Origin of the sequence: Neptuniibacter sp. (genome assembly GCF_024231755.1) — a bacterium.
Taxonomy (GTDB): domain Bacteria; phylum Pseudomonadota; class Gammaproteobacteria; order Pseudomonadales; family Balneatricaceae; genus Neptuniibacter.
The window spans coordinates 1-25,832 of sequence record NZ_JAAEQH010000105.1; the positions used below are offsets into that span (position 1 = coordinate 1).

Here is a 25,832-nt window from a genome sequence, read left to right on the forward strand (position 1 = left end):
GATTACAATCTTCGCAGCCGGGATATTCGAATAGAACCGCCAGAGGCTTCCCTTCCTCCAAGCCACTTAGATTATTGCTGCTTTGAAATGACACAGAGGGATAGAGTTCACCGTCAATTTCTTTATTGATAAGTGACTGCGCAAGAGATGTTTCAGCATCTCCAGAAACGACGTAATCAAGAATTTTGGCCAACATCTCTTTACTACGGTAGCCATCAATTCGCAGGAAAGGCTCATCAGAATCAGTATAAAAAACAAGTGTTGGCGTGTATTGAACTTTCCATTTGATCGCCAGCTCTTTTTCACTAAGAACGGATCCGTCGGGAAGTGTCACTTCACGATCTCCCCAGAGATTCAAGGCGATCAGATCAAAGTTTTCCTGGATGTACTGCCCAAGAATTGGATCAAGAAGGCTTTGCTGTACCAGATTGTAACAGTAAGGGCAGCCAGCCTGGTGGAAGTAAAGGATCAGCTTCTTACCCTCTTCCTTTGCCTCTTCGATATCATCTGTTAACTCTAGGAAACTGTCTTTGAACCAGTAAGGGGATTCAATCACACTACCTGAGTACTCAAGCAGCCGAGTCTCTTCAGCTTTGAGCCCAATACTACTCAGGAGAACTATCAGGGAGAATATATAAGCAACGGTCTTCATCTGCGGCCTGCCTCTTTGCTGATCAACTCTCTAATTTTGGTTGCAGAAACACGGTTCGACAACCTTCTATTAGCTCGTCCTTAAAACTTGCCGGGAAAAGCCCTTGCCAACCAAAGTTCGTAAAGAGCTGGTCAGTGTAAGCATCCACAGGAGCTGTTACTGATAGAGTTTCACCAGTAATCGGGTGTTCAAAGCTAATATGACTGGCCATTAGCATTAAACGCTGCAGCTCATAACGCTCCCTAAGCGCCTTATTATGCTTGTTATCGCCATGCTTAGTATCACCTGCTATCGGGTGAAAGATATGTTTCATATGACGACGGATCTGGTGTTTGCGGCCAGTCTGAGGTTTAACCTCAACCAGCGAGTAACGTGATTTCTCGTAGCGGCTCACAGGCATATCTATTTCCACAGTTGCCAACCGCTTGTAGTGACTTACCGCATCCTGTGCAGGCTTATCTTGATCGGCATGTTTATCTGCAATTTTATCCAGCTGCTCTTTGAGTGGATAATCGATCACATCCTGTTCCGGGGTGTACCCACGCACCATGCAAAGGTAAGTTTTATCCACTTTTCTTTCTGCAAAAACAACATTCATTTTCTGTGCTATCTCTTTGTTTTTGCCGAATAAAATAACGCCAGAAGTTGGTCGATCCAAGCGATGAATTGTATAAGGACTACCACCTTCAAAATACTTTTTCAGCATCGATGCGAGGTTCGGTGTACCCCGGGGAGCGATCCAACTAGGGTGTACAAGCAATCCAGAAGGTTTGTTTACAGCTATCAGATGTTCATCTTCAAAGAGGATATTTAACTCATTCATATATCAAGCGCAGGGCATGTGTGTGGTTATAAAGCTTAAATTATAAGCATCTCACATTGAAAAACCGAGTAAAATGCTTATATATAAGGGTAATAAATAACAAGGAAATTCTTTCGAGGATAATATGCGTAACGTTAATACTTACGACGTTCGTTCTGAGCAATCGGTTCTTCAGACGAACAAAGTAATTCGCAACACTTATATGCTACTGGCAATGACAATGGTTGTGAGCGCGGTAACTGCTGGCATTGCGATGCTTGTGCAAGCACCGATGATTGCTTACTTAGGAGCTGTCATTCTAGGCTTCGTGATGCTCTTCATTCTCAATAAGAAACAGAACAGCGCAGCAGCACTTCCACTAGTTTTTGCTTTCACGGGCTTGATGGGGTTTGGCCTTGGCGCTGTTATCAATCGCTATTTAGGCCTTGCTAATGGTGGTGAGATTGTCACTACAGCATTCGCCATGACCGCTCTGACTTTCTTTGGCCTGTCTGCTTACGTGCTTACATCGAAAAAAGATTTCAGCTTTATGGGCGGGTTCTTGTCAGCAGGGATGATCGTAGCCCTGGTAGCCATGGTTGCTCTTTTCGTACTTCCACTGTTTGGAATTCATATGCCAGCTCTTCATTTGGCATTTTCTGGACTGATTGTACTACTAATGTGCGGCATGATTTTGTATGACACCAGCAATATTGTTAACGGTGTTTACACAAACTACATTATGGCAACAGTTAGCCTGTACCTAAATATCTACAACCTGTTCATCCATCTTATGAGCCTGCTGGGTTTCATGAGCGACGACTAAGAATCAGTTTTAAAGAAAAGCCCCGCTTTCTGTTAAGATGGCGGGGCTTTTTTATTTATATGAACTCAAATTCTATCTTGGCTTTTGCAAGCAACGTTAGTGAACAAGCAATGAAATTTTCCATCATCATTCAGTCCTCCCCTTTTTCCCGGCAGTCAACAACCACTGCTTATCGTTTTGCTGAAGCACTACTGGAAGAAGGTCACGAGCTGTTTCGTGTGTTCTTCTACTCAGATGGCGTATTAGCCGCTAACCAACTCGTTTCACCACCACAGGATGAAAACAACATACCCGATCAATGGAGCGCTCTCGCAGATAAGCACAAGCTGGATCTCGTTGTGTGCATCGCTGCAGCGGTCAAGCGTGGCGTCATAGATGAGAATGAAGCCAAGCGTTACGAAAAACCGGCCTCGAACCTTCAGAATACATTCGAACTTTCTGGTCTAGGTCAACTGGCAGAAGCAATTGCCATTTCTGATCGCGTGATTACTTTTGGAGGCTAATGTATGAGTGAAAAAAAATCAGTTCTTATTATCAATCGTACAGCCCCATACGGTAGCAGCAATGCCAGAGAGGCACTCGACGTTGCGCTAACCTGTTCGATTTTCGAGATGCCCGTATCTTTGCTATATACCGATGACGGTGTATATCAGCTTCTCAATGACCAAAACCCTGGAGCGATCGCCCAGAAAAACCTGCAGGCCCTGCTATCCTCTCTGCCGATGTACGATATTGATCAGATCTATATCTCAGAAACCTCTGCGAACGATAAAGAGTTGGATTTATCCGACTTAAGCCTTCCTGCGCAAGTGGTTAATAGCACTGAAATCGCGAAGCTGATTCAATCCCATGACACTGTACTGACTTTTTGATTATGACTTTACATATTTTAAACAAATCACCCAGCAACACCGGCGTCATAAAGGATATGCTTCAGGCAGTCTCGGAAAACGACTCTATTCTGATGATGGAAGATGCCGCCTATTTCGTACTGGAAGCTCATGTAGCTGTTTTCGGCTCTCTTCCTAAGTCAGTACAACTGTATGCGCTATCTCCTGATATAGAGGCTCGAGGACTGTCCAGCAAAACCCCGAGCATAATCACACTGATTGATGACAAAGGCTTTGTACAACTCTGCTGTGATAACAGCAAAACCGTGAGTTGGTTCTAGAAATGAACATTGAATTAGATGATGAAGGTTACCTGCGCAATCTGAACGACTGGTCTGAAGAGGTTGCAGCGTTATTAGCCGAGCAAGAAAACATTGAGCTTACACCCGCTCATTGGGAAATCATCGAAGTGATTCGTGAATTCTATACTAACTTTGAGCACTCACCGGCCATGCGCCCTTTAGTGAAAGCAGTGTCAATTAAGCTAGGCAAAGATAAAGGCAAGAGCATATATCTAATGAAACTCTTCCCTGGCAGCCCAGCTAAACTCGTTGCGAAAATCGCCGGCTTGCCAAAACCCGATAATTGCCTGTAAATAATCCAGAAATTAGAGCAGTTTTGAGTTTCATCAACACTCAGTGTGGTCTATGCTTTAAAAAATAATTCCAGGGTTTTCAATAGCATCCAAGCTATGGGATACTCAGGTTAATTATGAGTAGTTATCTATACGACTGCTTAACATGTTGTAAATTCAGATGGGTAGAACGTAATGGGTCTAGAAGCAGCAGCTGAACATCTAAAAGCTTTGCAAGCAGAGCAAGCGATTCATAGCGAAGCAGAAAGCAAGCGCAGCAACCAAGAGGAAGTTGTCTACCACCAGTGGGCTACCTTTAAGGTGGATAACGAGCTTTATGGAGTTGACGTAGTTCAGGTTAAGGAAGTGCTGCGTTACAGCGAAATCACTCCCGTACCAGGATCTGATTACTTCATTCAGGGAATTATCAATCTGCGTGGTAACGTAGTAACAGTTATCGATACCCGTCAGATGTTCGGCCTGATGCCTCATACACCTGACGACGACACACGTATTATTGTTGTTGAGTACAACGAGCAAGAAGTTGTTGGCTTGGTTGTAGATAGTGTTGATGAGGTTATCAACCTACCTCAGAACGACATCGATCGCGCTCCAAGCGCAACAGGCGAAGAAACCACGAAGCGTTTCGTTCAGGGAGTATGCTACTACAACGGCATCCTGATTATCTTACTGGATCTTCTGAAGATGCTTCAGAGCATCACCCCAATGGATATGGATGACGATGGGTTTTAATCTACCCTCTTAACAATAAAAAAGGCTGCTTATGCAGCCTTTTTTATTACTAGAACTAAAGCGAGCTTAGTCGCCGATATGTACAGCCACTTTTCTTACCGAACCACTGTGGCGATGCTCCCAACAAAATATCCCCTGCCAGGTTCCCAGGCATAATCGACCATTCAGAACAGGTATCGAGAGCGAGGTAGAGGTCAGCGCACTTTTGATATGCGCAGGCATATCATCTGCACCTTCAAATACATGTGTATAGAGCGGATCGTTCTCTGGTACCAGACGGTTAAGCCAGCGCTCTAGGTCATGCTGCGCACTCGGATCGGCATTTTCCTGAATGGTAAGGCTAGCACTTGTATGCTGTATCAGGAGCGTACAGAGCCCCTCTGCTACGCCAGAACGATTTATCAAACCTTCTACCTGCGAGGTAAATTCATAAAGCCCCTGACCACCCGTTTTTACCTGCAATAACTCAACCATATAAACCCTCGCTACGAACCTACGAACAACTAAACAGAATTGTAAAACGAAAAAAGCCAGCTCGAAAGCTGGCTTTTAAATGGGACAGGTTGAGTCTCACAAAGGAGACTCAGAAGTCATTAAGACTTACTTAGGTAGTTTGAAAGTCCAAACTGTGCCGCCCTGGTTCAGGTGCTTAACACGTTTAGCTACTTCACCACCCCATAGAGGTACTGCACCACCCCAACCGGATACTACAGACAGGTACTGTTCGCCGTCCTGCTCCCAAGTAATTGGGGAGCCAACGATACCAGAACCAGTGTTGAATTTATAAACTTCTTCACCAGTCTTAGCGTTCAGACCCAGCAAGTAACCTTCTGGAGTTCCGTAGAATACCAGGTTACCTTTAGTTGTCAGCGCACCACCCCAAAGAGGAGCGTAGTTAGTTTTACGCCATACTTCTTTACCAGTCTTAGGATCCATCGCACGTAGAACACCGATGTACTCGTCGTTCATTGGTTTGATAGTGAAGCCTGCACCCAGGTACGCTGCACCTTTCTTGTATGCAGTTGGCTCGTTCCAGATATCCATCGCCCATTCGTTAGATGGTACATAGAACAGACCAGTGTCCTGACTGTATGAAACTGGCATCCAGTTTTTACCACCCAGGAAGGAAGGAACTGCTAGAACAGACTTACCTTTTTTGCCGTCTTTAGAGTCAGCTGGGTTGCCTGGACGGTTAGAATCGTCATAGATTGGACGACCTGTTTTTGGATCCAGACCTTTAGCCCAAGTGATCTTATCTACGAATGGGAAACCACGGATGAAGTCACCGTTTTCGCGGTTCAGGACGTACATGAAGCCGTTACGGTCAGCTGTAGCTGCTGCTTTAACTGTTTTACCGTTAGCTTTGTAGTCGAAAGAAACCAGCTCGTTTACACCATCGTAATCCCAACCATCGTGTGGAGTAGTCTGGAAGTGCCATACGATCTTACCAGTATCTGGGTCAATCGCTACACGAGAAGAGGAGAACAGGTTGTCACCAGGACGCAGGTGAGAGTTCCATGGAGCAGGGTTACCAGTACCGAAGAACAGTAGATCTACGTCTGGATCGTATGTGCCGCCCAACCAAGTTGCTGCACCACCGGATTTCCACAGATCACCAGGCCATGTTTTGCCTGCCTGACCACCGGAAATACCGTTTTCCATTTTTTTACCATCTTTCCAGATGAAACCCATGTGACCTTCAACTGTTGGACGAGTCCAAGCAAGCTTACCAGTCTTAGCATCGTAAGCTTCTACTTTACCGATGATGCCGAATTCACCACCAGATACACCAGTGATTACTTTACCTTTAACAACGATTGGTGCAGCAGTGATAGAATAACCAGCTTTGTAGTCTTCTACTTTTTTCTTCCACTTAACTTTACCAGTCTTAGCATCCAGAGCTACCAGTTTAGCGTCCAGAGTACCGAAGATAACCAGGTCATCGTACAGTGCAACACCACGGTTGATTACGTCACAGCAAGGCATGATGCCGTCTGGTAGACGAGCGTTGTATTCCCACAGCTCTTCACCAGTAGTAGTGTCAACAGCAAATACACGAGAGTAAGACGCTGTAACGTACATTACACCGTCTTTAACCATTGGCTGAGATTCCTGACCACGCTGCTTCTCACCACCAAAAGAGAAAGCCCATACTGGGCGCATATCTTTTACGGTTTCAGTGTTGATCTTGTCCATTGGGCTATAGCGCTGGCCACGAAGGCCCATGCCGTTGGACACAACGTCGCCTGTAGTCATCTGGTCGTTAATGATATCTTTATCAGTAACACCAGCTTGTGCCGTGCCTGTAACAGCCATAGCTGCAACCAGGGCAGACAGTGCGAATTTTTTCATTGTACGCTCCTCTACGGATTTTTTTATTAGCGTTTTCGAGTGAGCCGGGAAATTTTCCCGATCCATGCCCGCTATTGTTTTTCTTTACAGCTTTTTCAACAATTAAACAGCGGAACTACTTTTGTACTCCCTTGGTAGTAATTTCAGCTATACCACCGATATATAAGGGATTTTCAAGTAACTAAGGATAGAAATCTCACTCCTCGATTGGATATAAATAGGTGTAGACAAGAAAGTACTTAATAACAAGCCAGCCACCATAAACAGATACTTAAGTAGTAGATTCATGCAATTTTGAGCAGCATTCCCAGGGAATAAACTTCATTAATAATTAAGCACATAGCGCCGGGAGCCCAACTAACACGGGAATATTGCCAAGCACCTAGCAGGCCTAGATGCTGGAAAAAACCAAAAACTCAGCACCAAAGCGAAGCCTTAATGGCTTCAAGAATATCCATCACAATCGGCGATAACTAAATTGTGATGATATTTGAGTAGAGAAAAAGCAGAGACAAGGGATCCTAAAATCGAATCCCTTGTTTTCGGTAGAAGGTTAATCTAATTATTAACTGGCTTATCTAACCATATTCGCCAGGTAGTCGAACCATTGACTCGAAGAAAGTAGTCACCGGGGGCATCAAGCAGGTAACTATCTTCACCCCCTCCCCCAATATGCAGATTCTGAACGACTTCACCTGCCTTATCATGCACAGCCAATACAAAAATGGCGCCATCACTCTGGTAACGAATCACAGTAGGCTCTGAAATCGAGAATAGTTCAGTTTTAACAGTGCGCTTTCCGGCGAAACGAGGTGGGTTTTCGTCCAGCAGAACATCTAAATCCAACTTGTCATAACACTCTAAGCGAGGCATGGATTGAATTATCAACCTGCACTTATCAATTTCTTTCTCAATTGGAAGCGGCGAAGCAAGTGAGTTGGCAGAGGATATAATGGAAGTAAGAAAAACAACTAACGCGCATCTATTCATAATCTTTAATTTTGCAATAACTTAAGATATTCAAATTTTTTTGATTCTGTAAGTATTTTGCAGCTTTGCTCATTGTCCGGATCATCACATAGAACCTTTACACCATCTGGGTAGTGACTGACATTAGAGCATGCAGCAAAGAAAGAAACTGTTCCGTTTTCATTGTCTGTTCTTTCAAGGTTTTTTCGGCTGCAATCTGACTTCATCGATATTAGGCGAATAATCTGATAGTCCTGAATACCTGCATGTGCTGGAATACAAAGACAAGCAAGAACGAGCACCAATGCTTTTGTTTTAATTTATTAAGTCCTTTTAGGAAGCTTTTAATAACCAAAAGGCTACGCAATGTAGCCTTTTGGTTGTGTTGAAGGGATAAATACTAATATCGCGTATCAGAAGTATTTTTCCTCATACTTCGGGTATAAGTGCACTACAGTGCGAGCAAATTCTCGACGATTCAAAGCCACATTCTTAAATTCATCCTTTATTGGCAGCTTCATTACTTCCGTCATACTTAGACCCGCTTTAGCGGACTCAGTTAACACTTGATCGAGCCAGCTCAAGTATGAAGACATCTGATCAAAAGCGCTTGCATCTGTCACTAAAGGCCCATGACCTGGCACCACTAGAGAGTATTTAATGGAGCGTAAATTATCTATTTCATCCAACCATACATTCAGGCCTGGTGTATGTGGAGTTGTCAGAGCTCGCTGATAAAAAACCATATCTGAAGCAAACAACACACCTGTTTTCTGGTCGAGAATAACCAAATCGGAACCAGTATGACCGGTATACCCCATCAGTTTAAGATTGTGAGTCCCAAGCTTTAACTCATCACCTTTTACCGGATTCGATGGAAGAAACACTTCAGTTGAGCGCATCCAGTCACCAACCATTTGATATAAATTGGTAGCAAATGCATCGCCATGTATAGCTATCTGCTTTCCAGTTTCCGGTAGAGCCTGAATATCCACATCACTGAATGCTTGATTCCCCAGGAAATGATCTGGATGGTGATGAGTGTTGTACACAACTTTTATGGGCTTATCTGTAATCTCTTCAATAGCCTTACGCATCGCCTTGCCATATCGAACAGAAGGGCCTGTATCAATAACGACAACACCTTCTTCAGTAACGATAAAAGCGGTATTCACGATATTACCGCCATTTTTGTTACTAAAGTCCTCAAGCACACCTTGGAAGATCCAGGTATTTTCAGCGATTTTTTCCGCTTTAAGGTTGTAGCTTAATGGTGCAGCATTAACAGCAACCGCAAAAAAACATGCCGTGAAGATGAGTGTAATTTTTTTAAGCATTCCCCTTCCCCTAAAGCGCCGTCTCAAACTCATTAGCACCATTATCCCGCATCCAAACACTATATTTGTGAGATTTATCACGCACATCAAAAGTGATTACAGGGTTTTCACTAACTGGTTGCGAAAGATCCATTTTAGCGAGGTCCTTCCCTGCTTCTGATCGAACAACGACCTGTTCGATGTAGAATTCTGGGATAGAATCAACAAGCCCGGTATCCATAGGATGGATTACTTTAAACTTGTAACGACCACCCTCTTCTCTTGGGAAGAAGCGACTTTTGGTTTCACCTAGATGACTTTCCCAGTATGGGTTTGCGTTACCAGTACTAGGCGTGGTGCAACCTCCACCGGCCGCATCAAGATAACTACCACCGATATGCCAAACACCATCCTTTGTTAAAACAGCAGCACGAATTGCCGTGCCCTGCTGAACTTTTATTCTCAAAGAAACACGCGGCACAATTTCAGGATGCGGGTAATAAGTAAAGATATGCTGAATCGGATTTAGGTCAGCGAAAGAGACAATTTTTTCAATATTACCGGAAAGGGCTGAAGCGTTTACGGTGATGGGTACCTGTGTAGGGTCTTCAGCAAATTCAGGGACCTCAACAACAACCCTCTCATCAAAAACATACTTATCCTCTCCGATGAAGAGCAGCCGCATAGAGTTCCATAACGGGGATTCTAGTGGATCAACCTCTGTAGCCTGAGCACCCAAAGGTATTAACGCAGCTAAAAGCACAGCTGCAACTTGCTTTTTCATTTTGCATCCCTCTTGTATTTTATTGTTATGAGGAGGTATCAGGTATTGAATCAGCTATTGCTTTACATCCTGGTAAAACGCTGGCTTATCGTATCTAAGACCATAGCTGTTAAAGATTTGTTCCATTTGCCCATCAGCAACCATCTTCTCAACAATATCACCGACGGCATAACCCAACTGACGATAGGTATGTTTAACCGCCATTCCTATATCCCACTTCTGCTTACCCATATTTGGATAACCGTTTACGCCCAACTTGTATCGATTCTGATCACTTTTCTGGATCAGCCAATCGATTTCAGAACGCATTGCCATGACAGCATCGACCTCTTCAGCTTCCATTCCCTTAAAAGCCAGGCCTGCATTCATGTAGTGATGAGTTTTATCACGCATACGTCCACCAAAGGCCGATGTCAGGTAAATAGCTGGAAGGCTATCTATCTCTACGCCTATTGGGTGATACTGAAACACTGCAACTGTGGAGACATGGTCCAGCTTGGTGCTGTCGTACGCAACTTGCCAGCTTTCCTGGTGATACGGCCCAAACATAACAACCATGTCATTTAGTGCGAGGCCATAACCATCAATCTTGTATGAGTAGTCACGATCGTAAGGTACGCGAAGCATCACATCAGCTATCTTTTTTAGGTTAAGCTGATTATCTTCGCCCTTGTCCAGATAGTGGCCTTTCCAGACATTGTTGCGTAGATCATCTTCCAGATTTTCATCTGGCGTAATCCAATGCGGTCGAAATTCAAGGCCCAGACTTTTAGCGATAGCCTTTCCTACCTCTACATCAATACCCGCAGGCTTTCCATCCTGCATGAACGAGTAAGGTGGAAAATCGCGATAAAAACCAATTCTTATATAACCACTATCAATAACGTCGTCGTAATAACGAGCTTGCGCCAGGCTGCTAAGCAGGCTGGCGCAAGTAATAAGGATAGTGCTGAGGAGTAATTTCTTATTCATCAACAGCAACAGTCTCCAGGTATGCACGGATTGCCCATAGCGCTTCCTGGCTCAGGTGCTCAGCCATTTTAGGCATGTAAACACGACCGTCACGTACCGCACCGTTTACTACACGGTACTTGTACCATTCGTCACCTTCGATACCTGGCTCCAGGTAACGCAGGTCAGGAGCGATACCACCAGAGATAGCATCCAGACCGTGACAACGTGCACAGTTCTGAGTGTAGGCAGAAGTACCGATCTCTACAGCCAGAGCGCGATTTTCGTAATCTTCAGTGTACGGGTTCTCATCCAACCACTCTTCACCCAGCAACTTCAGACCAGTAATATCGATTGACTGAGGCACAACATCGCCATGAGCCATAACCTGACCAGAAAGAGCAGCAGCCAGCATACCAGCTGTAGTTAAACCCAAAAGTTTCTTGTTAATAGACATCATTTATCACCACTTAATTTTTATACTGTGCTCGAAAGCCTTAATTCAGTTTTAATCCTGCAAAACTGAATGCTCACTTAAGCAACCGCCGTTGATTTCCTAAGCAATGCCTTCCGAAGAACCGGTACAGCCAGAGTCCACCCACTCCAGCAGGAATGCCCCATATGATATTGCGAGTGCAAAATGCCCCAGAATTGTACTTTGGATTTCAAAAACTACTCCCTTGGTACCAATTTACTCCCACGGCAGCACAAAAGTATCAAAAAATACCAACACCTCTTATACCAAGGCACTAATCCTGGCTGATTACTACGGGCTTTCGCCCTAATACTCTCAGGATCTCTTCCCTCACTTTCATGGATTTAGCCTTGGCTATCGAGGCGTTATTCCGTTGTTGCCAAACCCACTATGAACGGAGAATGGAATGCAGCGTGGCACAGCCCGCAACCTAAAGACGTTCCTATTTAACAGGATTTAAAACATGACAAAAAAAATAAACAAACTGGGTCTTAAGCCTCTATGCGCAGCAATAGGTTTGAGCCTTGTAGCAGGTACAGCACTGGCTAAGCCGGTTACTTGGAATGATATTCAGAACGACGCCAAGACACCTGCTGATGTCCTGGGTTACGGTATCGGCCCTAAAGCACAGCGTTGGAGTGATCTGAACGAAATCAACACTAAAACCGTTAGCAAACTGACTCCAGCATGGTCTTTCTCTTTCGGTGATGAGAAGCAGCGCGGTCAGGAAACGCAGGCTCTTGTACACGAAGGCATTATCTACGTTACTGGTTCTTACTCACGCATGTGGGCACTAGACGCAAAAACTGGTAAGAAAATCTGGTCATACTCTTACCGTCTACCGGAAGACATTCGTCCATGTTGTGACGTAGTAAACCGTGGTGCAGCTATCTTCGGCGACCTGGTTTACATGGGTACTCTCGATGCTGCAATCGTAGCTCTGGATAAGAAAACTGGTAAGCGCGTTTGGAAGAAGAAATTCGCAGACCACACTGAAGGCTACACCATGACTGGTGCACCTACGATCATCAAAGATCAGAAAACAGGCAAAGTAATGCTGATTCATGGATCTTCTGGTGACGAATTCGGTGTTGTAGGTAAACTGTTCGCTCGTGATCCTATGACAGGTGAAGAGATCTGGATGCGTCCATTCGTTGAAGGCCACTACGGCACTCTGAATGGCAAGAAGAGCACACCAACAGGTGATCCAAAAGCCCCTTCTTGGCCTGACGATCCAAACTCTCCAACTGGTAAAGTTGAAGCATGGAGCCACGGCGGTGGTGCACCATGGCAGTCTGCTAGCTTCGACGTTGAAACTAACACTATCATCGTAGGTGCTGGTAACCCTGCACCATGGAACGGCTGGGCACGTACTGCACCAGGCGGCGATCCAGCTGATTACGATAGCCTGTACACTTCTGGTCAGGTTGCTGTTGATCCATCAACGGGTGAAGTTAAGTGGTTCTACCAGCACACGCCAAACGATGCTTGGGACTTCTCTGGTAACAACGAACTGGTTCTTTTCGAATACAAAGACAACGGTAAAACTGTAAAAGCGACAGCTCACGCTGACCGTAACGGTTTCTTCTACGTTGTTAACCGCGAGAACGGTGACTTCATCCGTGGTTTCCCATTCGTAGACAACATTACTTGGGCTACAGGTATCGATCCAAAAACGGGTCGCCCTATGGAAGTTGAAGGCCAGCGCCCACCAGCTCCAGAGCCAGGTAAGAAGAAAGGTAAATCTATCGAAGTTTCCCCTCCATTCCTGGGTGGTAAAAACTGGAACCCTATGGCTTACAGCCAGGACACTGGTCTGTTCTACCTGGGCGCTAACAACTGGAAAGAAGATTACTGGACTGAAGAAGTTCACTACAAGCGTGGTGCAGCTTACCTAGGTCAGGGTTTCCGTATCAAGAAAATGTACGATGACCACGTAGGTGTTCTTCGCGCTGTAGATCCGAAAACTGGCAAGATCGTATGGTCTCACAAAGAGAAACTACCACTATGGTCTGGCGTACTGGCAACTAAAGGTAACCTGGTCTTCACTGGTACTGGCGACGGCTACTTCAAAGCATTCGACGCTAAAACTGGTAAAGAGCTGTGGAAGTTCCAGACTGGCTCCGGCATCGTTTCTTCTCCAATCACTTGGGAAGAAGATGGCGAGCAGTACATCGGCCTAGCAAGCGGTTACGGTGGTGCAGTACCACTTTGGGGCGGCGACATGGCTGACCTGACTAAGCCTGTATCACAGGGTGGTTCTTTCTGGGTATTCAAACTGCCTAAGCACTAAGCGCCATAGACTAAGCAGCTAAATGCTAACTTAGTACAGACCCGCATTTGAGCCTGGCTTGAATGCGGTTTTTTTGCAGGAGAAACAATGAAGAAACTACTTATTTTATCAGCCGCCCTCGCCCCTTTTGCTGCACAAGCATCGGATTTAGTTATCAATGGCTGTGTTATTGAACCAGAAACTAAATGTGAAAATGCAGATCTTAGCGGCGCTAATCTGAGAAATGCCGATCTATCGGGCGCTATTCTCACGGGCGCAAATTTGAGCGGTGCTGACCTACGTCACGCCAAGCTAAAAAATACCAATTTTGAAAAAGCAAACCTCCAAGGTACTAATTTTGCCCGCGCAGACATGCGCCACGCGACAGTTCGTGGAGCAAAATTACAAAACGCAAATCTGGAAGCGATAAATGGCTGGGCGCTCTTTGCACAAGGCGCTAATTTCCATAAAGCCAATCTACATGGAGCCAACCTGAATTTTGCACGTTTCAGCGGTGCCAAGCTGCAATACGCAAACCTTCAGGCTGCTAATTTAGAAATTGCCTGGATGACCAAAGTAGACCTTACTGGCGCTAATTTGAAGAATGCCAATCTACAAGAAGCCAAGCTGAATGCCGCCAACCTTGAAAACGCCGATTTCACAGGCGTAAGGAAACACTTTGCGACCTTCCAGGCAACATATATGGAAGGCTGTAAAAACTGCCCATTTGGATGGTCCAAAAACTAATTTTTTGAACAACCAAAAAGGGGATTCACCACCCGGAATCCCCTTTTTAAAAGCTAGCTTATTAAACCAAGCTATCAGTTCGCACTACCTACCTTAACAAGACCAGTTTCAATCGCGAGATGAACCAGCTCCGCTGTAGAGCCAATATTAAGCTTACTTTTCAGAATAGCAGTGTAGTTAGATACAGTTTTGTTACTAATGCATAACTCGTCAGAGATATCCTTTACACTCAAGCCTCTTGCAAGCATTACAAAGATCTCAAACTCACGCTGAGTCATGTCACGCAGGCGCTGGTCAGACTGCTCAGGGCGACTTACAGCCAATCGCATAGCCAGCTCATGCTCTACGTACAACTGCCCTGTAGCTACCTTCTTAACAGCCTCAATAAGAATATCTGGCGTACAGCTTTTAGTGATATAGCCTCGCGCCCCTGTATCAAGAGCCTGCGTAACCACAGGCACTTCGTCATACATGCTAAAGAAAAGAATATTTATATCCGGGAAACGCTGAAGAATTCTTCGCGCTGCTTCAATACCACTGATACCCGACATATTTACATCCATAATCAGAACATCCGGCGTTTCTTCCTGACACATACTATATGCCTGATCACCATTACCCGCTTCTTTTACCTCACAGGGAGATAGCACGGTTGCAAGTAAGCTGGCATAGCCCTGCCTGACCACAGCATGGTCATCCACAATTAAAATTTTCATACGGTTTCATTATTCCCCAATCTTTTCATCTGCCAAGGGCAAAACGGCATAAACACAACAGCCTCCCTCCTCAGATTCAATAAATTCAAGCGTACCGCCCAGACAGCGCGCTCTTTCACGCATTGATCTCATACCCAATCCGGACTGAATATCTCCAGACAGGCCCCTGCCATTATCTGAAATACGCATCAGTAAACGCCCTTCACTGCGATCGATAAATAGCGACACATGATCAGCTTGAGAGTGACGTGATATGTTATGTAGCGCTTCCTGCACTATTCGATAGATATGTGTATTGTTCTCATCACTGAAGGAAGGAAGATCATCACAAATCGAGATGCTGACCTTTGTATTTTGCGAACGGGACCAGTTGTCTACTAAGGAAGTCACCGCCTGTTTTAACCCCAACTGCTCCAGAATCACTGGATGCAGGTCTCGTATTAATTGCCTAAAGCTCTCCTGCATTGCATCACAGTTATCAGATATCTGCTGAGCAACAGTCTCAACAAGCTCAGGTTTATCTGTAGTCTGGTTAACAAGATAAGCCTGCGCCTTGATACCTGTGAGGTACTGACCAAGATCATCGTGCAGCTCACGCGCAAGATGGGCACGTTCAGTCTCGCGTATCTTCATCAACTCATGGGTTAATTTTTTATTATCTTCTTCTGCTTTCTCCAAAGCATAAGCCATCATATTAAAATGTTTAGATAACTCATTGATTTCCTTTATAGAATACTGCTTTAAGCGTGCAGTGAAATGGCCCTGCTGAATTTCATCAAGTGCTGCAAGAAAATGGGCTACAGGCTTTATTCCATGCCGGACCCCAAGGTAGATTGCGATATTCGATAGCAGAGCACTAAGAATAAAAAGCATGAAAATACTCTGAACAGATTCCCACACTTCTTCGACTTCATCCGAGCTGTCGGCCTGAAGCCTAAGCACCTTGCCATTGTCCAGATAGCGGAAATACTGTTTCTCTTCCAACTCTTCAAGACCCGGAATCAGGCCTACAAACCAGTCAGGAACATCATCATCACCTTCTTCACGTTCATTACGGCTATCTGAGCCCGGCCCCTTGCTCATCATCTCACCAGACTCGATTATATCCAGACTGACATGTCTTGCATGGCCACCAAGCATGTCGCTCAGTAACTCGTCGTCATTAGATGCGGCGGTTAGAAGTTTGTGACTAAAGCTAACACTAGTTAGCACTTCACGATTGATGTCTTTAGTCGCCTGCTCCAGCATTGCAAATACTGTTACAACAAGGGCAACAACAAACATTAAAGAAACGATAAGGTTAAGACGAAGAACTGCGTTCATTTACATACTCATGGAATTTCTGCCAAGCGTAGAGTATGCAAAGAGTCAGATATGAGAGGTAATCCCCCTAAGGGGCGAAACAATCTACATCTTCGGTATAAGTTTGCACCCAGAAAAGATAAATAATTTCCCAGTGGTAACGGCAGCTAGTCTGCGGATGGGCCAAATTTGATTACACCCGCATCTACAGCCAAATGAACAAGCTCGGCTGTCGATGATATACCCAGTTTACTTTTAAGAGTTGTAACGTAGTTGGATACGGTTTTAGAACTGATTGATAGCTTTTCTGCGATCAGACTATTGCTTTCGCCACGAGCAAGCATCACAAACACCTCAAACTCTCGCTGTGTCAGCTCACGCAAGCGATCATCTGAAACATCCTGATTATTCAACGCCAGCTTCATAACCAGATCATATTCAATAAAGATCTCTCCTTTCGAGATCTTGGTCACTGCTTCAAGCAGCGTCTGTGGTGAGCCCGATTTAGTGATATATCCCATGCCTCCAGCATCAAGTGCCTGCTTAACCACGGGTGCTTCATCATGCATACTAAAAAAAAGAACTTTAGCATCGCTGTCTTTCTGCAAAATCCGGGTCGCGGCTTCAATTCCACTGATACCCGGCAAATTGATATCCATGATGACTAGATCAGGCTTTTCTCGGAAGTATTCTTCAACAGACTCCTCCCCACTCGCCGCCTCGTATATTTCACACTGATCGAGGACAGTTGGTAGGAGGCTGGCATATCCCTGACGTACAACGGAATGATCATCAGTGATAAGTATCTTCATCTTTGCTCCAGGCAAGGTATTGGCATGAGTTGCCATCCTACCATCGAAAGTCGCAATTGTTTACAGCTTTTGTATGAAAAATATTTTCCAGAGACGCATAGCACAAAACACTAACCTATTGATTTAAAAGGCTTACTGTAAAAAAATAGGCTCCTCTCACTTAAACTCAACAAAAAAAGGTTTGCAGTTCCAATTCCCTGTACTAAAGTATGTAGCGTCTTCATCCTTTTTAATGGAAAAAAGAATGCAAGTTCACAATAAAAACAATAAATCTATATCGAGCACTTACGAGCAATTTTTAAAAACGCAACGGGGATCAATAAAAAGCTACGCAGAAGAAGCGGAAGAACGCTACAACTACTCATTAGACAGTGCTGTAGCAGAAGCGGAAAAACTCCTGAATGATGCCAAAAAGATTCTACAAAACCAGTTCTGACAGGAACTTATAAGCTACAAACTAAAAAGCCCGGCACAACTAAGTACCGGGCTTTTTTGTGAGCTATTTCCAGACTTATTTAACGATAAATACGCCTTCCATACCCTTCTCTTCCAGGCCTTCTGCGTAAAATTCGAATTTACCTGGCTTGATAGGTACAAAGTAGATTTCAGCCTCAGCTTCCTGTTCAAATTCCAACTCGGTAAGGCTAACCGCTTTAATTTCCATGTCACCCGCTTCTACTTTACGCAGGAAAATAGATGCGAAGAATTCTGGAGCCTGCAGGGCATATTCAGTCTGACCGCTGGAAACAATTTCCAGCTTATAAGATTTGCCAGTTTCCAGATGATATTCTTTTTGAGACATGTGGTAACGATTATCTTCGGTACCCAGCACCAGCTCTGGCAGTTTAGTCGGGCGGCGAGTCAGGTCACCTTCTGCGACAGCAATTGTGCTGCTAACACCCATTGCTGCAGCCATGCCCAGAACAGCCAGATTCTTTAATACGCGCATTACACACCTCTGTGAATATTGTTATTTAGTGTTCCGCTACATGCTAAAGATCAAACTAGGCAAAAGAATACTACTTCAGGACCATTTGTTTTCTACTTTCTACATATTCATAGTTCACAGAAACCCACCTATGCTGCAATTTGTTCAAAATTATCTGGATTAAAAGAATAATGAATTCAGTTGTACGCAAAATGCTGCTATCAGGGCTTCTCAGTAGTCTTACTTTTTCTGCACAAGCTTCAGAGCAGCTAGAAATCAAGATAGGCTTCCTTAAACAGGAAGTAGATAGCGGGCCAGTACTTTCTAATATCCTACCTAAGCCTGAGAACGCAGGCTTAATGGGTGCAGAACTTGGCATTAAAGACAGCAACACCACAGGTCGCTTTCTAAAGCAGAAATACACTTTAACAACCGGAGAAGCTGATTCCGGTCAGGAACTGATCAAAGAAGCTCAGCAACAATACTCCCAAGGCATTCGTTTTTTTGTCACTGATGCACCAGCAGATACGGTCAAACAACTATCCTCTACCCTTGCAAAAGATGTCATCATTTTTAATGCAGGTAGTGCTGACGACAAACTAAGAAGCAGTGCATGTTTATCCAATGTACTTCACACACTACCAAGCCGGGCAATGCTAACCGATTCACTAGCGCAATGGCTTAAAGCCAAACGCCTGAATAAAGTCCTTGTTCTTACAGGACCTGCTGCTGAGGACAAAGCCTATAGCCAGGCTTTTAAACGTGCAGCCAAACGCTTTGGCCTGAAGATTGTTGCAGAGAAGCAGTTCACATTTGATGCTGACCTACGTCGAACAGCTCAAGCCGAAATGCCTCTTTTCACTCAAACCAAAGAATATGATGTTGTTCTAGTTGCAGATGAGCGCGGTGATTTTGGTGAATACGTACTATATAACACTTGGTACCCTCGCCCAGTTGTCGGCACACAAGGACTTACACCTGTGGCCTGGCACCGCGTTGTGGAACAATGGGGAGCAGCGCAGCTGCAAAGCCGTTTTGATAAGCTGGCAAAGCGCTGGATGATCAGCGAAGATTACGCAGCTTGGGCTGCAGTTCGCTCTGTAGCTGAGGCTGTAACGCGAACAAACAAAGCTGACTACGATACGGTGAACAACTTCATCCGTTCCGATCAGTTTGAACTGGCAGGATTTAAAGGCCGTAAGCTGGACTATCGTGACTGGAGCGGACAACTGCGCCAGCCTATTCCCCTAGTCCATCCTCGCTCTCTGGTGTCTCAATCGCCACAGGAAGGCTTTTTACACCCGAAAAATGAACTTGATACACTTGGCTTCGACAAACCAGAAGTCAAATGCGCTAAATAAAGCAGTTAGCTAAGGAATAGAGATGAAATTGAAAACAGCACTAAAACCACTGGCTGCAGCACTGCTGCTAACTGCTCCTACTGCATTTGCTGAAGTGGCTTATGTATCTAACGAGAAAGACGACACGATCTCGATCATTGACCTCGATAGAATGGAAGTCACAGAAACTCTTGAAGTGGGTGAACGTCCGCGCGGCATCTTATTCTCTAAGGACTATTCTAAACTGTACATTTGCGCCTCTGATTCTGACACTGTGCAAGTAATGGACCTTGCGACAAAGCAGATCATCAAAGAGCTACCATCCGGTGAAGACCCTGAACAGTTTGCATTGCATCCAAATGATCGCCACTTGTACATCTCTAACGAAGATGACGCACTGGTAACCATCGTTGATACTGAAACCAGTGAAGTTCTGGCACAAATTGACGTTGGTGTAGAACCTGAAGGCATGGCAGTGAGCCCTGATGGGAAAATTGCAGTAAATACCAGTGAAACTACCAATATGGTGCACTGGATTGATACTTCGACATATGAGTTGGTAGATAACACTCTGGTAGACCAGCGCCCTCGCCATGTTGAATTTAGCAAAGACAGTAAAATCTTATGGGCAAGTTCTGAAATCGGCGGCACGGTTTCTGTGATCGATGTGGCAACACGGAAGATTTTTCAGAAACTAAAATTCGAAATCAAAGGTGTCCACCCTGACAGGATTCAACCTGTTGGCGTGAAACTGTCTGACGATGGAAAATACGCTTTTGTAGCACTGGGCCCTTCTAACCATGTTGCTGTGGTAAACGCTAAAACTTACGAAATCGAGGACTATATCCTCGTAGGCCGTCGTGTATGGCATATGGACTTCAACGAGGACCAAAGCCTTCTACTTACCACTAACGGTATCAGCGGCGATGTTTCAGTAATTGATATCAGCAAGATGAAAGCAATTAAAAGCATCAAGGTTGGCCGCTACCCTTGGGGTGTTATTGTTAAACCGAAATAAGCTGGTGATCATAAGATCATTTCAAGACAGGCCCGCGTTAGCGGGCCTTTAGCTTTATCTATCTAAGGAAACCTATGACCATCACAGTTGAAAATATCAGTTTCAGCTATGGGCCACGCCAAGCGCTTAAGGATGTAAGCTTTAGTCTGAATACCGGCGGCTTTCACGCCTTGCTTGGCCCAAACGGCGCAGGTAAATCAACCCTATTTTCTCTACTGACCCGCCTATATCAGCTTCAGAGCGGTGAGATCACGATTGATGAGAAGAGTATCAAGCTGCAACCGGCTGAGTTGATGCAACGTTTAGGTGTAGTGTTCCAACAAAGTACTCTGGATCTGGATCTAACCGTTAAGCAGAACCTGCTCTACCACGCCTCTCTTCATGGCATCTCAAGCCGTAACGCTCTACCCCGCATAGAAACTGAGCTCTCACGTATGGAGATGCAGGATCGTCTGGATGATAAGGTCCGCAGCCTCAACGGCGGCCACAGACGTCGTGTTGAGATTGCCCGCGCACTGCTTCATCAACCGGATATTATGCTGCTTGATGAGCCTACAGTGGGGCTGGATCCACAAACCCGCCGCTCACTTAATCAACATGTAAGAAAGCTATGTGAAGAGGATAATCTGACTGTGCTCTGGGCTACCCATCTAATGGAAGAGATCAACTCTGATGATCCTGTGATTCTCCTACACAAAGGTGCTGTAAAAATTAACGGTAAAGCCTCAGAATTGCTTAACCAGTCAGGGGCAAACAACCTTACAGATGCCTTTCATATTCTGACGGAGAATCCTGAAATGGGGGCTCCAGCATGAAAATGGCAGCAGGCTGGCACTGTTTTAAAGGCATTCTGATCCGTGAGTTTTTACGCTTTGTACAACAACGTTCCCGTTTTCTCAGCGCGCTAGTACGCCCTCTCCTCTGGCTTGTCGTCTTTGCCGCAGGCTTTCGTGCTGCGCTGGGCATATCGATCATTGAGCCTTACGATACCTATATCACTTATGAGACCTACATCGCTCCAGGATTATGTTGCATGATCCTATTATTCAACGGGATGCAAAGCAGTTTATCCATGGTGTATGACCGCGAGATGGGCAGTATGCGTGTATTGCTAATGAGCCCTCTGCCGCGCCCTTACCTCCTACTTTGTAAGATGATGGCAACAGCTCTGATTTCATTGACGCAGGTATACGCTTTTCTGGCAATTGCGCTTCTAGTAGAGGTTGAACCACCCTATATGGGTTACATCACCGTACTGCCTGCACTACTGCTGGTAGCACTATTGTTAAGTTCTCTTGGGTTGTTCCTGTCTACGAGAATCAAGCAGCTAGAAAACTTTGCAGGGGTTATGAACTTTGTCATCTTCCCAATGTTCTTCCTCTCCTCAGCGTTATATCCGCTATGGAAGATGCAAGAAGCAAGCGAATGGCTGTACTGGATCTGTATGTTCAACCCATTCACTCATGCGGTAGAGCTAGTGAGATTCGCACTCTATATGCAGTTAGACAGTGACGCTCTGATGATTACAGCGGGTACCACTCTATTTTTCACTGCCCTGGCGGTAATGGGCTTTAATCCACAGAAATCTGGTAGGTAAAAACTACCAAAATGAAGCCCCTAATTAATACTTAAGGGGCTTCATTTTCACTTCTCTTCCATATCTTGCTGCAGTCGCTTCAACCAAATCAGGCTACATATGCCCAGAACTGGACCAGGCGCTAAGAACAGCATAATCCACTCAACCGGAATAACATTCAGCATTAAAGCGGTAACCTGTACCGCAACCATGGTTATGGTAAAACCGATCGAATTGATCATCGTCAGCGCACTACCAACCACCTCTTTGGGTGCTGTTTGAGCTGACAGGGCCGAAAATTGGGGCGAATCGGCCACGACTGTGAACCCCCAGACACACCAGAAAAGTAACATCAAGCCGAACGAAAATTGCATAGCCAATGGTGATAGCAAACAGCATAAGCCTGATAAAACCAGCATTGTCTGAGCGACAATTCGACTACCTACGCGACCCGACCAGAAACCACCAGTTACGCACCCAAGTCCTCCCATCGCAATGATGACAAACGACCAGAAAGAGATATTAATTTCAGTTCCATGCTGATCCTGCCAAGCAAGAAGCCAGTATGGCACAAGAGCCAATACCGCATACAGTTCCCACATATGGCCAAAATAACCACCTGCTGAAGCTCTTAGAGGCTTGTGACGTAACGCAACTAACAGCTCCTTAAACTTCAGCGCTTTACCTTTGTGTAGAGCTGGCCCATCTGGCACAAACAACAAAACCAATAAGCCGCCACATAATGCAGCCAAACTTACGAGGTAAATAACTGGCTGCCAACCGGACAAGTTGAGAGAGGAAAAGAAATGCGCTGAAGCGGTACCCACGGCGAGCGCTCCTACTAGAAAGCCTAAGGCTCGACCCAATCCTTCAGGATACCACCCAGTAGCTATTTTCATTCCGACCGGATAAACACCCGCTAGCATAACGCCGCTCATAAAGCGCAGAACGAGAAACGTATCGAAACTATCGGCCCAAAGCACAATCAGCACATTGAAAAGCGCATTACCCAATGAACAAATAAAGAACAGAATTCTTGGTGAGATTCGATCTGCAAGCGCTAACAAGGAGAACAGTAATGCACCAACAATAAATCCAAACTGAACCGAATTGGTCAGCGGGGCAACAGCACTATCAGGAAGGCTCCACTCACTTTGGAGTATCGGCAAAATTGCATTTCCAGCAAACCAGGTCGAGGTACCGAGTAACTGAGCCAGAACGATACAGGGGAGAATGTGTTTTGGTCGCGTAATCATTCCCGCATATTAACTGCTTTTATGCTTAACCGCTTTAATTAGAAGAAATAGCTTGATCAAACTGTTTCTGTAAAATCTCTTCTAATGACTCTCGCGACAGGTCATCTGCATTAGCGGTGTAAACAATCTCGGATGGACTGTTTCCCAACACTGAAATTTTATCACCTATCTCCAGCGCTTCATCGAGATCGTGAGTCACATAGATCATACAACGCTCAGGATCTTTACAGATCAGATTCTGAATCAACTGACGCATCTGTTTTGCGGTAGGGGCATCCAAAGATACTAGTGGCTCATCCATCAGAACCAGATCTGGTTCAAGCAAGAGACAACGAGCCAACGCTGCCCTTCTCGCCATACCCAATGAAATACGTGTTGGAAAGTATTCCGTGTAATCAACTAGATTAACCGCCTCAAGCATACTTAATACACGCCCTTCATCAGGCTCAATCAACATTAGATTTTGCTTTAAGGTTCGCCACGGAAGCAATCTAGGCTGCTGAAATAGGTAGCCAATTTCCGGCGTCTTTCCATTCCACTTCAGATCACCACCAGATTCCAAGCCCGCCAGTGTTGTCAGAAGTGTAGTTTTACCGCAACCGGAAGCGCCGACCAGACAATGGGTTTCCCCCCTCTCCAGCGCAAGATTTAAACTTCCTAAAACACTCTGACCTGCATACTGGCGACCACTTATACTCCACTCAAACACGGCTATCCCCCTTCTGCCAGCGAGTGGCATACCTTTCTAAAGGCTGCAATATGAACCACTCAATCATCTGAACAACCAGAATAAAGGCAAAGCTATACGCAAGAATCGTTGCCACATCAAACAACTGAAAAGCCAGATGCAGTTGGAAGCCAACACCGTCAGACCGCCCCAGCAGCTCCACAACCAAAACAATCTTCCATATCAGCGCTAAACCACCGCGGGTTGCAACCATCATGTATGGAAAAAGCTGCGGCCACCACAGATCAAAAAGTTTCTGCTTAAAACTAAATTTGTAAGCCTGCGCCATCTCCTCAAGATCAGGATCAAACATTCGGGCGCCTTCACGTAGAGTGACAGCCACATTTGGCATCTTGTTTATTATGACTGCTGCTACTGCCGCAACTTCAACCAGACCAAACCAGATGTACAGCAGAATAATAACAACCAGCGCAGGAATATTCAGGAGCATAATCAGCAACGGATCGAGTATTCGATTTACCGTTCTGAAACGCCCCATCATAACTCCCATGAAGACCCCAAGGAGCATGGCACAAACGAAGCTGATCACCACTCGCTGAAGGGTCATCAAGAGATTTGGCAATAAACGATCCTGAGACCACTCCTTGTAGATCGACTCAGCGACAGCACCGGGCCCAGGGAGCAAGGGGCTATTAACAATCAGCGCGGCAATAACCCAGAGTATTAAGACGACAAAGAGCGCTGTAACCTGATCTCGTAAATGGCTTAATCTCATCTATCAAGTCCAACAAAAATTGCCTTATCGAGTGTCTGACCGGTTGGGTGGCTATTTAGACTATCAATGAGAATGTAGAAGCGTGCTGCATCTTCTGCCTGAGCAGGCGTGATAGGGCCTGGAATACCATTCCTGTAGCCCGACACATAAGCTTTGAACAGCTCATCAGAATCCACTTTCATGATTGGACGAAGCGTTTCCCAGGCCTCATCATTCGTATTTAATTGCTCTTTTGTCTGACTAATCGCTCTAGCAAACCCCTCAAGCGCCTTTTCTTTCTCTAAGTATAAAGACTGCTTAAATAGGTAACCCAGCATAGGTACGCGGCTCTTTATTCCCAGGTCATACATAATCTGTTTCAGACTAACCCAGGATTCATAAGCCTCTACTTCCAAGCGAGCACCGTAATGCCAGAAAGTTACAAGTATATCTATCTGCCCTCGCTTCAATGCCTGGTTTAACAGCGGAGGAGCCCCAAATTGAACTTTAGATTGCTGCTGGAGGTCGATACCAGACTCTTTAGCCGCGGCTTGAAGCAGAACCCAGCCTTTATTCATAGGGCCGCCAGCAACGCCAATATTTTTGCCTTTAAGGTCTTCGTAACCAGAGATCTCAATACCGCGCTTTTTCATCACCATGCCGATCTGACTTGAGAAAGGGATAAAACCAAGTTTCTCTCCATCAGCATTGCGTTTACCTGCCCATAACCAGTCAGAAACAATCAGGTCTGTGCTATCACTGGTTAACCCTAATCGAGCAGCAGAAAGGCTAGCTACTTTATCGATAATGAGATTAAAACCGTTTTTATGGTCCAATTTCTGCTGTTTGAGATGGGCCAACTCCCAGTTAACCGTACCAGATTGCAAAGCAGCTACGCGCAAATCCGGCAGTTCACCTGCCACTGAAAAACATGAAAAAAACACTGTAAAAATAGTGAGATAGCGCTGAAATTTAAGACGCATTTAAAACCTTCTTGGAGGGCGTTATTATCTTTTTTAATCTACACTCAAAATAAGCTTAGGACCTGTGAGTCAAAATAGTACTTTCGTACCTGTTTT

Annotated in this window: 30 protein-coding genes; 13 read left to right on the top strand and 17 right to left on the bottom strand. The window is 45.1% G+C overall.

Annotated features, from left to right (window positions below):
* Both GY843_RS05010 and GY843_RS05015 read right to left on the bottom strand, forming a co-directional pair.
* Positions 1-652, bottom strand: a 652-nt coding sequence (locus GY843_RS05010) for a thioredoxin fold domain-containing protein (protein WP_297307142.1), incomplete at its 3' end; no start/stop codon positions are given.
* A gap of 22 nt (positions 653-674) precedes the next feature.
* Positions 675-1,475, bottom strand: a complete 801-nt coding sequence (locus GY843_RS05015) for a pseudouridine synthase (protein WP_297307144.1) — start codon at positions 1,473-1,475, stop codon at positions 675-677.
* 124 nt (positions 1,476-1,599) lie between these two features.
* Here GY843_RS05015 and GY843_RS05020 point away from each other — a divergent pair, with 124 nt between their 5' ends.
* The 6 genes from GY843_RS05020 to GY843_RS05045 all read left to right on the top strand — a co-directional run bounded on the left by GY843_RS05020 (position 1,600) and on the right by GY843_RS05045 (position 4,497).
* Positions 1,600-2,280: a Bax inhibitor-1/YccA family protein gene (locus GY843_RS05020; RefSeq protein WP_297307146.1), complete on the top strand. Its 681-nt coding sequence runs from the start codon at positions 1,600-1,602 to the stop codon at positions 2,278-2,280.
* Positions 2,281-2,390: 110 nt separating this feature from the next.
* Complete coding sequence (tusD, locus tag GY843_RS05025; RefSeq protein ID WP_297307148.1) at positions 2,391-2,783, top strand: sulfurtransferase complex subunit TusD; 393 nt, start codon at positions 2,391-2,393, stop codon at positions 2,781-2,783.
* Positions 2,784-2,786: 3 nt separating this feature from the next.
* Positions 2,787-3,152 carry a sulfurtransferase complex subunit TusC gene (gene tusC, locus GY843_RS05030; RefSeq protein WP_297307150.1) on the top strand — a complete coding sequence of 122 codons (366 nt, stop codon included), beginning with the start codon at positions 2,787-2,789 and terminating at the stop codon, positions 3,150-3,152.
* A gap of 2 nt (positions 3,153-3,154) precedes the next feature.
* Positions 3,155-3,451, top strand: a complete 297-nt coding sequence (gene tusB / locus GY843_RS05035; RefSeq protein ID WP_297307152.1) for a sulfurtransferase complex subunit TusB — start codon at positions 3,155-3,157, stop codon at positions 3,449-3,451.
* Between the two features lie 2 nt (positions 3,452-3,453).
* Entirely contained in the window at positions 3,454-3,765 is a 312-nt protein-coding gene (locus GY843_RS05040; protein WP_297307155.1) for a TusE/DsrC/DsvC family sulfur relay protein, read from the top strand.
* A 174-nt stretch (positions 3,766-3,939) separates the two neighbouring features.
* Positions 3,940-4,497 (top strand): chemotaxis protein CheW, encoded by a 558-nt coding sequence (locus tag GY843_RS05045; RefSeq protein WP_297307157.1) that lies wholly within the window; start codon positions 3,940-3,942, stop codon positions 4,495-4,497.
* A 66-nt stretch (positions 4,498-4,563) separates the two neighbouring features.
* Here GY843_RS05045 and GY843_RS05050 read toward each other — a convergent pair whose 3' ends face one another.
* The 7 genes from GY843_RS05050 to pedF all read right to left on the bottom strand — a co-directional run bounded on the left by GY843_RS05050 (position 4,564) and on the right by pedF (position 11,326).
* Positions 4,564-4,971 (bottom strand): secondary thiamine-phosphate synthase enzyme YjbQ, encoded by a 408-nt coding sequence (locus GY843_RS05050; protein ID WP_297307159.1) that lies wholly within the window; start codon positions 4,969-4,971, stop codon positions 4,564-4,566.
* Positions 4,972-5,097: 126 nt separating this feature from the next.
* Positions 5,098-6,849, bottom strand: a complete 1,752-nt coding sequence (locus tag GY843_RS05055; protein ID WP_297307161.1) for a PQQ-dependent methanol/ethanol family dehydrogenase — start codon at positions 6,847-6,849, stop codon at positions 5,098-5,100.
* A gap of 558 nt (positions 6,850-7,407) precedes the next feature.
* On the bottom strand, positions 7,408-7,722 hold the full coding sequence (locus GY843_RS05060; RefSeq protein ID WP_297307163.1) for a hypothetical protein: 315 nt from the start codon (positions 7,720-7,722) through the stop codon (positions 7,408-7,410).
* A gap of 509 nt (positions 7,723-8,231) precedes the next feature.
* The gene (locus GY843_RS05065) at positions 8,232-9,155 is read right to left on the bottom strand and encodes a quinoprotein relay system zinc metallohydrolase 1 (protein WP_297307165.1); all 924 of its coding nucleotides are present in this window, start codon (positions 9,153-9,155) and stop codon (positions 8,232-8,234) included.
* A 10-nt stretch (positions 9,156-9,165) separates the two neighbouring features.
* Positions 9,166-9,918 carry a quinoprotein dehydrogenase-associated SoxYZ-like carrier gene (locus GY843_RS05070; RefSeq protein ID WP_297307168.1) on the bottom strand — a complete coding sequence of 251 codons (753 nt, stop codon included), beginning with the start codon at positions 9,916-9,918 and terminating at the stop codon, positions 9,166-9,168.
* A gap of 54 nt (positions 9,919-9,972) precedes the next feature.
* Positions 9,973-10,890 (bottom strand): ABC transporter substrate-binding protein, encoded by a 918-nt coding sequence (locus tag GY843_RS05075; protein ID WP_297307170.1) that lies wholly within the window; start codon positions 10,888-10,890, stop codon positions 9,973-9,975.
* Positions 10,883-11,326 (bottom strand): cytochrome c-550 PedF, encoded by a 444-nt coding sequence (pedF, locus tag GY843_RS05080; protein WP_297307288.1) that lies wholly within the window; start codon positions 11,324-11,326, stop codon positions 10,883-10,885. Before pedF ends, GY843_RS05075 begins: the two co-directional genes overlap by 8 nt.
* A 481-nt stretch (positions 11,327-11,807) precedes the next feature.
* Here pedF and GY843_RS05085 point away from each other — a divergent pair, with 481 nt between their 5' ends.
* Positions 11,808-13,637, top strand: a complete 1,830-nt coding sequence (locus GY843_RS05085; protein ID WP_297307172.1) for a PQQ-dependent methanol/ethanol family dehydrogenase — start codon at positions 11,808-11,810, stop codon at positions 13,635-13,637.
* Positions 13,638-13,724: 87 nt separating this feature from the next.
* Complete coding sequence (locus tag GY843_RS05090) at positions 13,725-14,363, top strand: pentapeptide repeat-containing protein (protein WP_297307174.1); 639 nt, start codon at positions 13,725-13,727, stop codon at positions 14,361-14,363.
* 74 nt (positions 14,364-14,437) lie between these two features.
* On the opposite strand, the gene GY843_RS05095 is transcribed toward GY843_RS05090, so the two are convergent.
* The 3 genes from GY843_RS05095 to GY843_RS05105 all read right to left on the bottom strand — a co-directional run bounded on the left by GY843_RS05095 (position 14,438) and on the right by GY843_RS05105 (position 17,193).
* The gene (locus GY843_RS05095) at positions 14,438-15,079 is read right to left on the bottom strand and encodes a response regulator transcription factor (RefSeq protein WP_297307176.1); all 642 of its coding nucleotides are present in this window, start codon (positions 15,077-15,079) and stop codon (positions 14,438-14,440) included.
* Positions 15,080-15,088: 9 nt separating this feature from the next.
* Complete coding sequence (locus tag GY843_RS05100) at positions 15,089-16,402, bottom strand: sensor histidine kinase (RefSeq protein WP_297307178.1); 1,314 nt, start codon at positions 16,400-16,402, stop codon at positions 15,089-15,091.
* A 146-nt stretch (positions 16,403-16,548) separates the two neighbouring features.
* Positions 16,549-17,193: a response regulator transcription factor gene (locus GY843_RS05105; RefSeq protein WP_297307180.1), complete on the bottom strand. Its 645-nt coding sequence runs from the start codon at positions 17,191-17,193 to the stop codon at positions 16,549-16,551.
* A 244-nt stretch (positions 17,194-17,437) separates the two neighbouring features.
* On the opposite strand from GY843_RS05105, the gene GY843_RS05110 reads away from it, so the two are divergent.
* Positions 17,438-17,629 (top strand): hypothetical protein, encoded by a 192-nt coding sequence (locus GY843_RS05110; RefSeq protein WP_297307182.1) that lies wholly within the window; start codon positions 17,438-17,440, stop codon positions 17,627-17,629.
* A 75-nt stretch (positions 17,630-17,704) separates the two neighbouring features.
* Here GY843_RS05110 and GY843_RS05115 read toward each other — a convergent pair whose 3' ends face one another.
* The gene (locus GY843_RS05115; RefSeq protein WP_297307184.1) at positions 17,705-18,142 is read right to left on the bottom strand and encodes a copper-binding protein; all 438 of its coding nucleotides are present in this window, start codon (positions 18,140-18,142) and stop codon (positions 17,705-17,707) included.
* A 170-nt stretch (positions 18,143-18,312) separates the two neighbouring features.
* Here GY843_RS05115 and GY843_RS05120 point away from each other — a divergent pair, with 170 nt between their 5' ends.
* The 4 genes from GY843_RS05120 (at position 18,313) to GY843_RS05135 (ending at position 22,076) form a co-directional block, all read left to right on the top strand.
* Positions 18,313-19,482 (top strand): ABC transporter substrate-binding protein, encoded by a 1,170-nt coding sequence (locus GY843_RS05120; RefSeq protein ID WP_297307185.1) that lies wholly within the window; start codon positions 18,313-18,315, stop codon positions 19,480-19,482.
* Between the two features lie 22 nt (positions 19,483-19,504).
* Complete coding sequence (locus tag GY843_RS05125; protein ID WP_297307187.1) at positions 19,505-20,479, top strand: YVTN family beta-propeller repeat protein; 975 nt, start codon at positions 19,505-19,507, stop codon at positions 20,477-20,479.
* A 74-nt stretch (positions 20,480-20,553) separates the two neighbouring features.
* Complete coding sequence (locus GY843_RS05130) at positions 20,554-21,294, top strand: ABC transporter ATP-binding protein (RefSeq protein ID WP_297307189.1); 741 nt, start codon at positions 20,554-20,556, stop codon at positions 21,292-21,294.
* A complete protein-coding gene (locus tag GY843_RS05135) occupies positions 21,291-22,076 on the top strand; it encodes an ABC transporter permease (RefSeq protein WP_297307191.1) in 786 nt (261 codons plus the stop codon). Before GY843_RS05130 ends, GY843_RS05135 begins: the two co-directional genes overlap by 4 nt.
* Positions 22,077-22,123: 47 nt before the next feature.
* Here GY843_RS05135 and GY843_RS05140 read toward each other — a convergent pair whose 3' ends face one another.
* Genes GY843_RS05140 through GY843_RS05155 form a run of 4 tightly spaced genes read right to left on the bottom strand, consistent with a single transcriptional unit; the run spans position 22,124 to position 25,736 of the window.
* Complete coding sequence (locus tag GY843_RS05140; protein ID WP_297307193.1) at positions 22,124-23,311, bottom strand: MFS transporter; 1,188 nt, start codon at positions 23,309-23,311, stop codon at positions 22,124-22,126.
* Between the two features lie 34 nt (positions 23,312-23,345).
* Positions 23,346-24,020 carry an ATP-binding cassette domain-containing protein gene (locus GY843_RS05145; RefSeq protein ID WP_297307195.1) on the bottom strand — a complete coding sequence of 225 codons (675 nt, stop codon included), beginning with the start codon at positions 24,018-24,020 and terminating at the stop codon, positions 23,346-23,348.
* Complete coding sequence (locus tag GY843_RS05150) at positions 24,013-24,774, bottom strand: ABC transporter permease (protein ID WP_297307196.1); 762 nt, start codon at positions 24,772-24,774, stop codon at positions 24,013-24,015. Before GY843_RS05150 ends, GY843_RS05145 begins: the two co-directional genes overlap by 8 nt.
* The gene (locus GY843_RS05155; RefSeq protein WP_297307198.1) at positions 24,771-25,736 is read right to left on the bottom strand and encodes an ABC transporter substrate-binding protein; all 966 of its coding nucleotides are present in this window, start codon (positions 25,734-25,736) and stop codon (positions 24,771-24,773) included. The genes GY843_RS05150 and GY843_RS05155 overlap by 4 nt, the downstream gene beginning before the upstream one ends.
* Positions 25,737-25,832 lie beyond the last annotated feature (96 nt).

Bases quoted from the DNA above. Each gene is read 5' to 3' on its own strand.
- GY843_RS05015 (WP_297307144.1), bottom strand. From the start codon at position 1,475: ATGAATGAGTTAAATATCCTCTTTGAAGATGAACATCTGATAGCTGTA.
- GY843_RS05020 (WP_297307146.1), top strand. From the start codon at position 1,600: ATGCGTAACGTTAATACTTACGACGTTCGTTCTGAGCAATCGGTTCTT.
- tusD (WP_297307148.1), top strand. From the start codon at position 2,391: ATGAAATTTTCCATCATCATTCAGTCCTCCCCTTTTTCCCGGCAGTCA.
- tusC (WP_297307150.1), top strand. From the start codon at position 2,787: ATGAGTGAAAAAAAATCAGTTCTTATTATCAATCGTACAGCCCCATAC.
- tusB (WP_297307152.1), top strand. From the start codon at position 3,155: ATGACTTTACATATTTTAAACAAATCACCCAGCAACACCGGCGTCATA.
- GY843_RS05040 (WP_297307155.1), top strand. From the start codon at position 3,454: ATGAACATTGAATTAGATGATGAAGGTTACCTGCGCAATCTGAACGAC.
- GY843_RS05045 (WP_297307157.1), top strand. From the start codon at position 3,940: ATGGGTCTAGAAGCAGCAGCTGAACATCTAAAAGCTTTGCAAGCAGAG.
- GY843_RS05050 (WP_297307159.1), bottom strand. From the start codon at position 4,971: ATGGTTGAGTTATTGCAGGTAAAAACGGGTGGTCAGGGGCTTTATGAA.
- GY843_RS05055 (WP_297307161.1), bottom strand. From the start codon at position 6,849: ATGAAAAAATTCGCACTGTCTGCCCTGGTTGCAGCTATGGCTGTTACA.
- GY843_RS05060 (WP_297307163.1), bottom strand. From the start codon at position 7,722: ATGCCTCGCTTAGAGTGTTATGACAAGTTGGATTTAGATGTTCTGCTG.
- GY843_RS05065 (WP_297307165.1), bottom strand. From the start codon at position 9,155: ATGCTTAAAAAAATTACACTCATCTTCACGGCATGTTTTTTTGCGGTT.
- GY843_RS05070 (WP_297307168.1), bottom strand. From the start codon at position 9,918: ATGAAAAAGCAAGTTGCAGCTGTGCTTTTAGCTGCGTTAATACCTTTG.
- GY843_RS05075 (WP_297307170.1), bottom strand. From the start codon at position 10,890: ATGAATAAGAAATTACTCCTCAGCACTATCCTTATTACTTGCGCCAGC.
- pedF (WP_297307288.1), bottom strand. From the start codon at position 11,326: ATGTCTATTAACAAGAAACTTTTGGGTTTAACTACAGCTGGTATGCTG.
- GY843_RS05085 (WP_297307172.1), top strand. From the start codon at position 11,808: ATGACAAAAAAAATAAACAAACTGGGTCTTAAGCCTCTATGCGCAGCA.
- GY843_RS05090 (WP_297307174.1), top strand. From the start codon at position 13,725: ATGAAGAAACTACTTATTTTATCAGCCGCCCTCGCCCCTTTTGCTGCA.
- GY843_RS05095 (WP_297307176.1), bottom strand. From the start codon at position 15,079: ATGAAAATTTTAATTGTGGATGACCATGCTGTGGTCAGGCAGGGCTAT.
- GY843_RS05100 (WP_297307178.1), bottom strand. From the start codon at position 16,402: ATGAACGCAGTTCTTCGTCTTAACCTTATCGTTTCTTTAATGTTTGTT.
- GY843_RS05105 (WP_297307180.1), bottom strand. From the start codon at position 17,193: ATGAAGATACTTATCACTGATGATCATTCCGTTGTACGTCAGGGATAT.
- GY843_RS05110 (WP_297307182.1), top strand. From the start codon at position 17,438: ATGCAAGTTCACAATAAAAACAATAAATCTATATCGAGCACTTACGAG.
- GY843_RS05115 (WP_297307184.1), bottom strand. From the start codon at position 18,142: ATGCGCGTATTAAAGAATCTGGCTGTTCTGGGCATGGCTGCAGCAATG.
- GY843_RS05120 (WP_297307185.1), top strand. From the start codon at position 18,313: ATGAATTCAGTTGTACGCAAAATGCTGCTATCAGGGCTTCTCAGTAGT.
- GY843_RS05125 (WP_297307187.1), top strand. From the start codon at position 19,505: ATGAAATTGAAAACAGCACTAAAACCACTGGCTGCAGCACTGCTGCTA.
- GY843_RS05130 (WP_297307189.1), top strand. From the start codon at position 20,554: ATGACCATCACAGTTGAAAATATCAGTTTCAGCTATGGGCCACGCCAA.
- GY843_RS05135 (WP_297307191.1), top strand. From the start codon at position 21,291: ATGAAAATGGCAGCAGGCTGGCACTGTTTTAAAGGCATTCTGATCCGT.
- GY843_RS05140 (WP_297307193.1), bottom strand. From the start codon at position 23,311: ATGATTACGCGACCAAAACACATTCTCCCCTGTATCGTTCTGGCTCAG.
- GY843_RS05150 (WP_297307196.1), bottom strand. From the start codon at position 24,774: ATGAGATTAAGCCATTTACGAGATCAGGTTACAGCGCTCTTTGTCGTC.
- GY843_RS05155 (WP_297307198.1), bottom strand. From the start codon at position 25,736: ATGCGTCTTAAATTTCAGCGCTATCTCACTATTTTTACAGTGTTTTTT.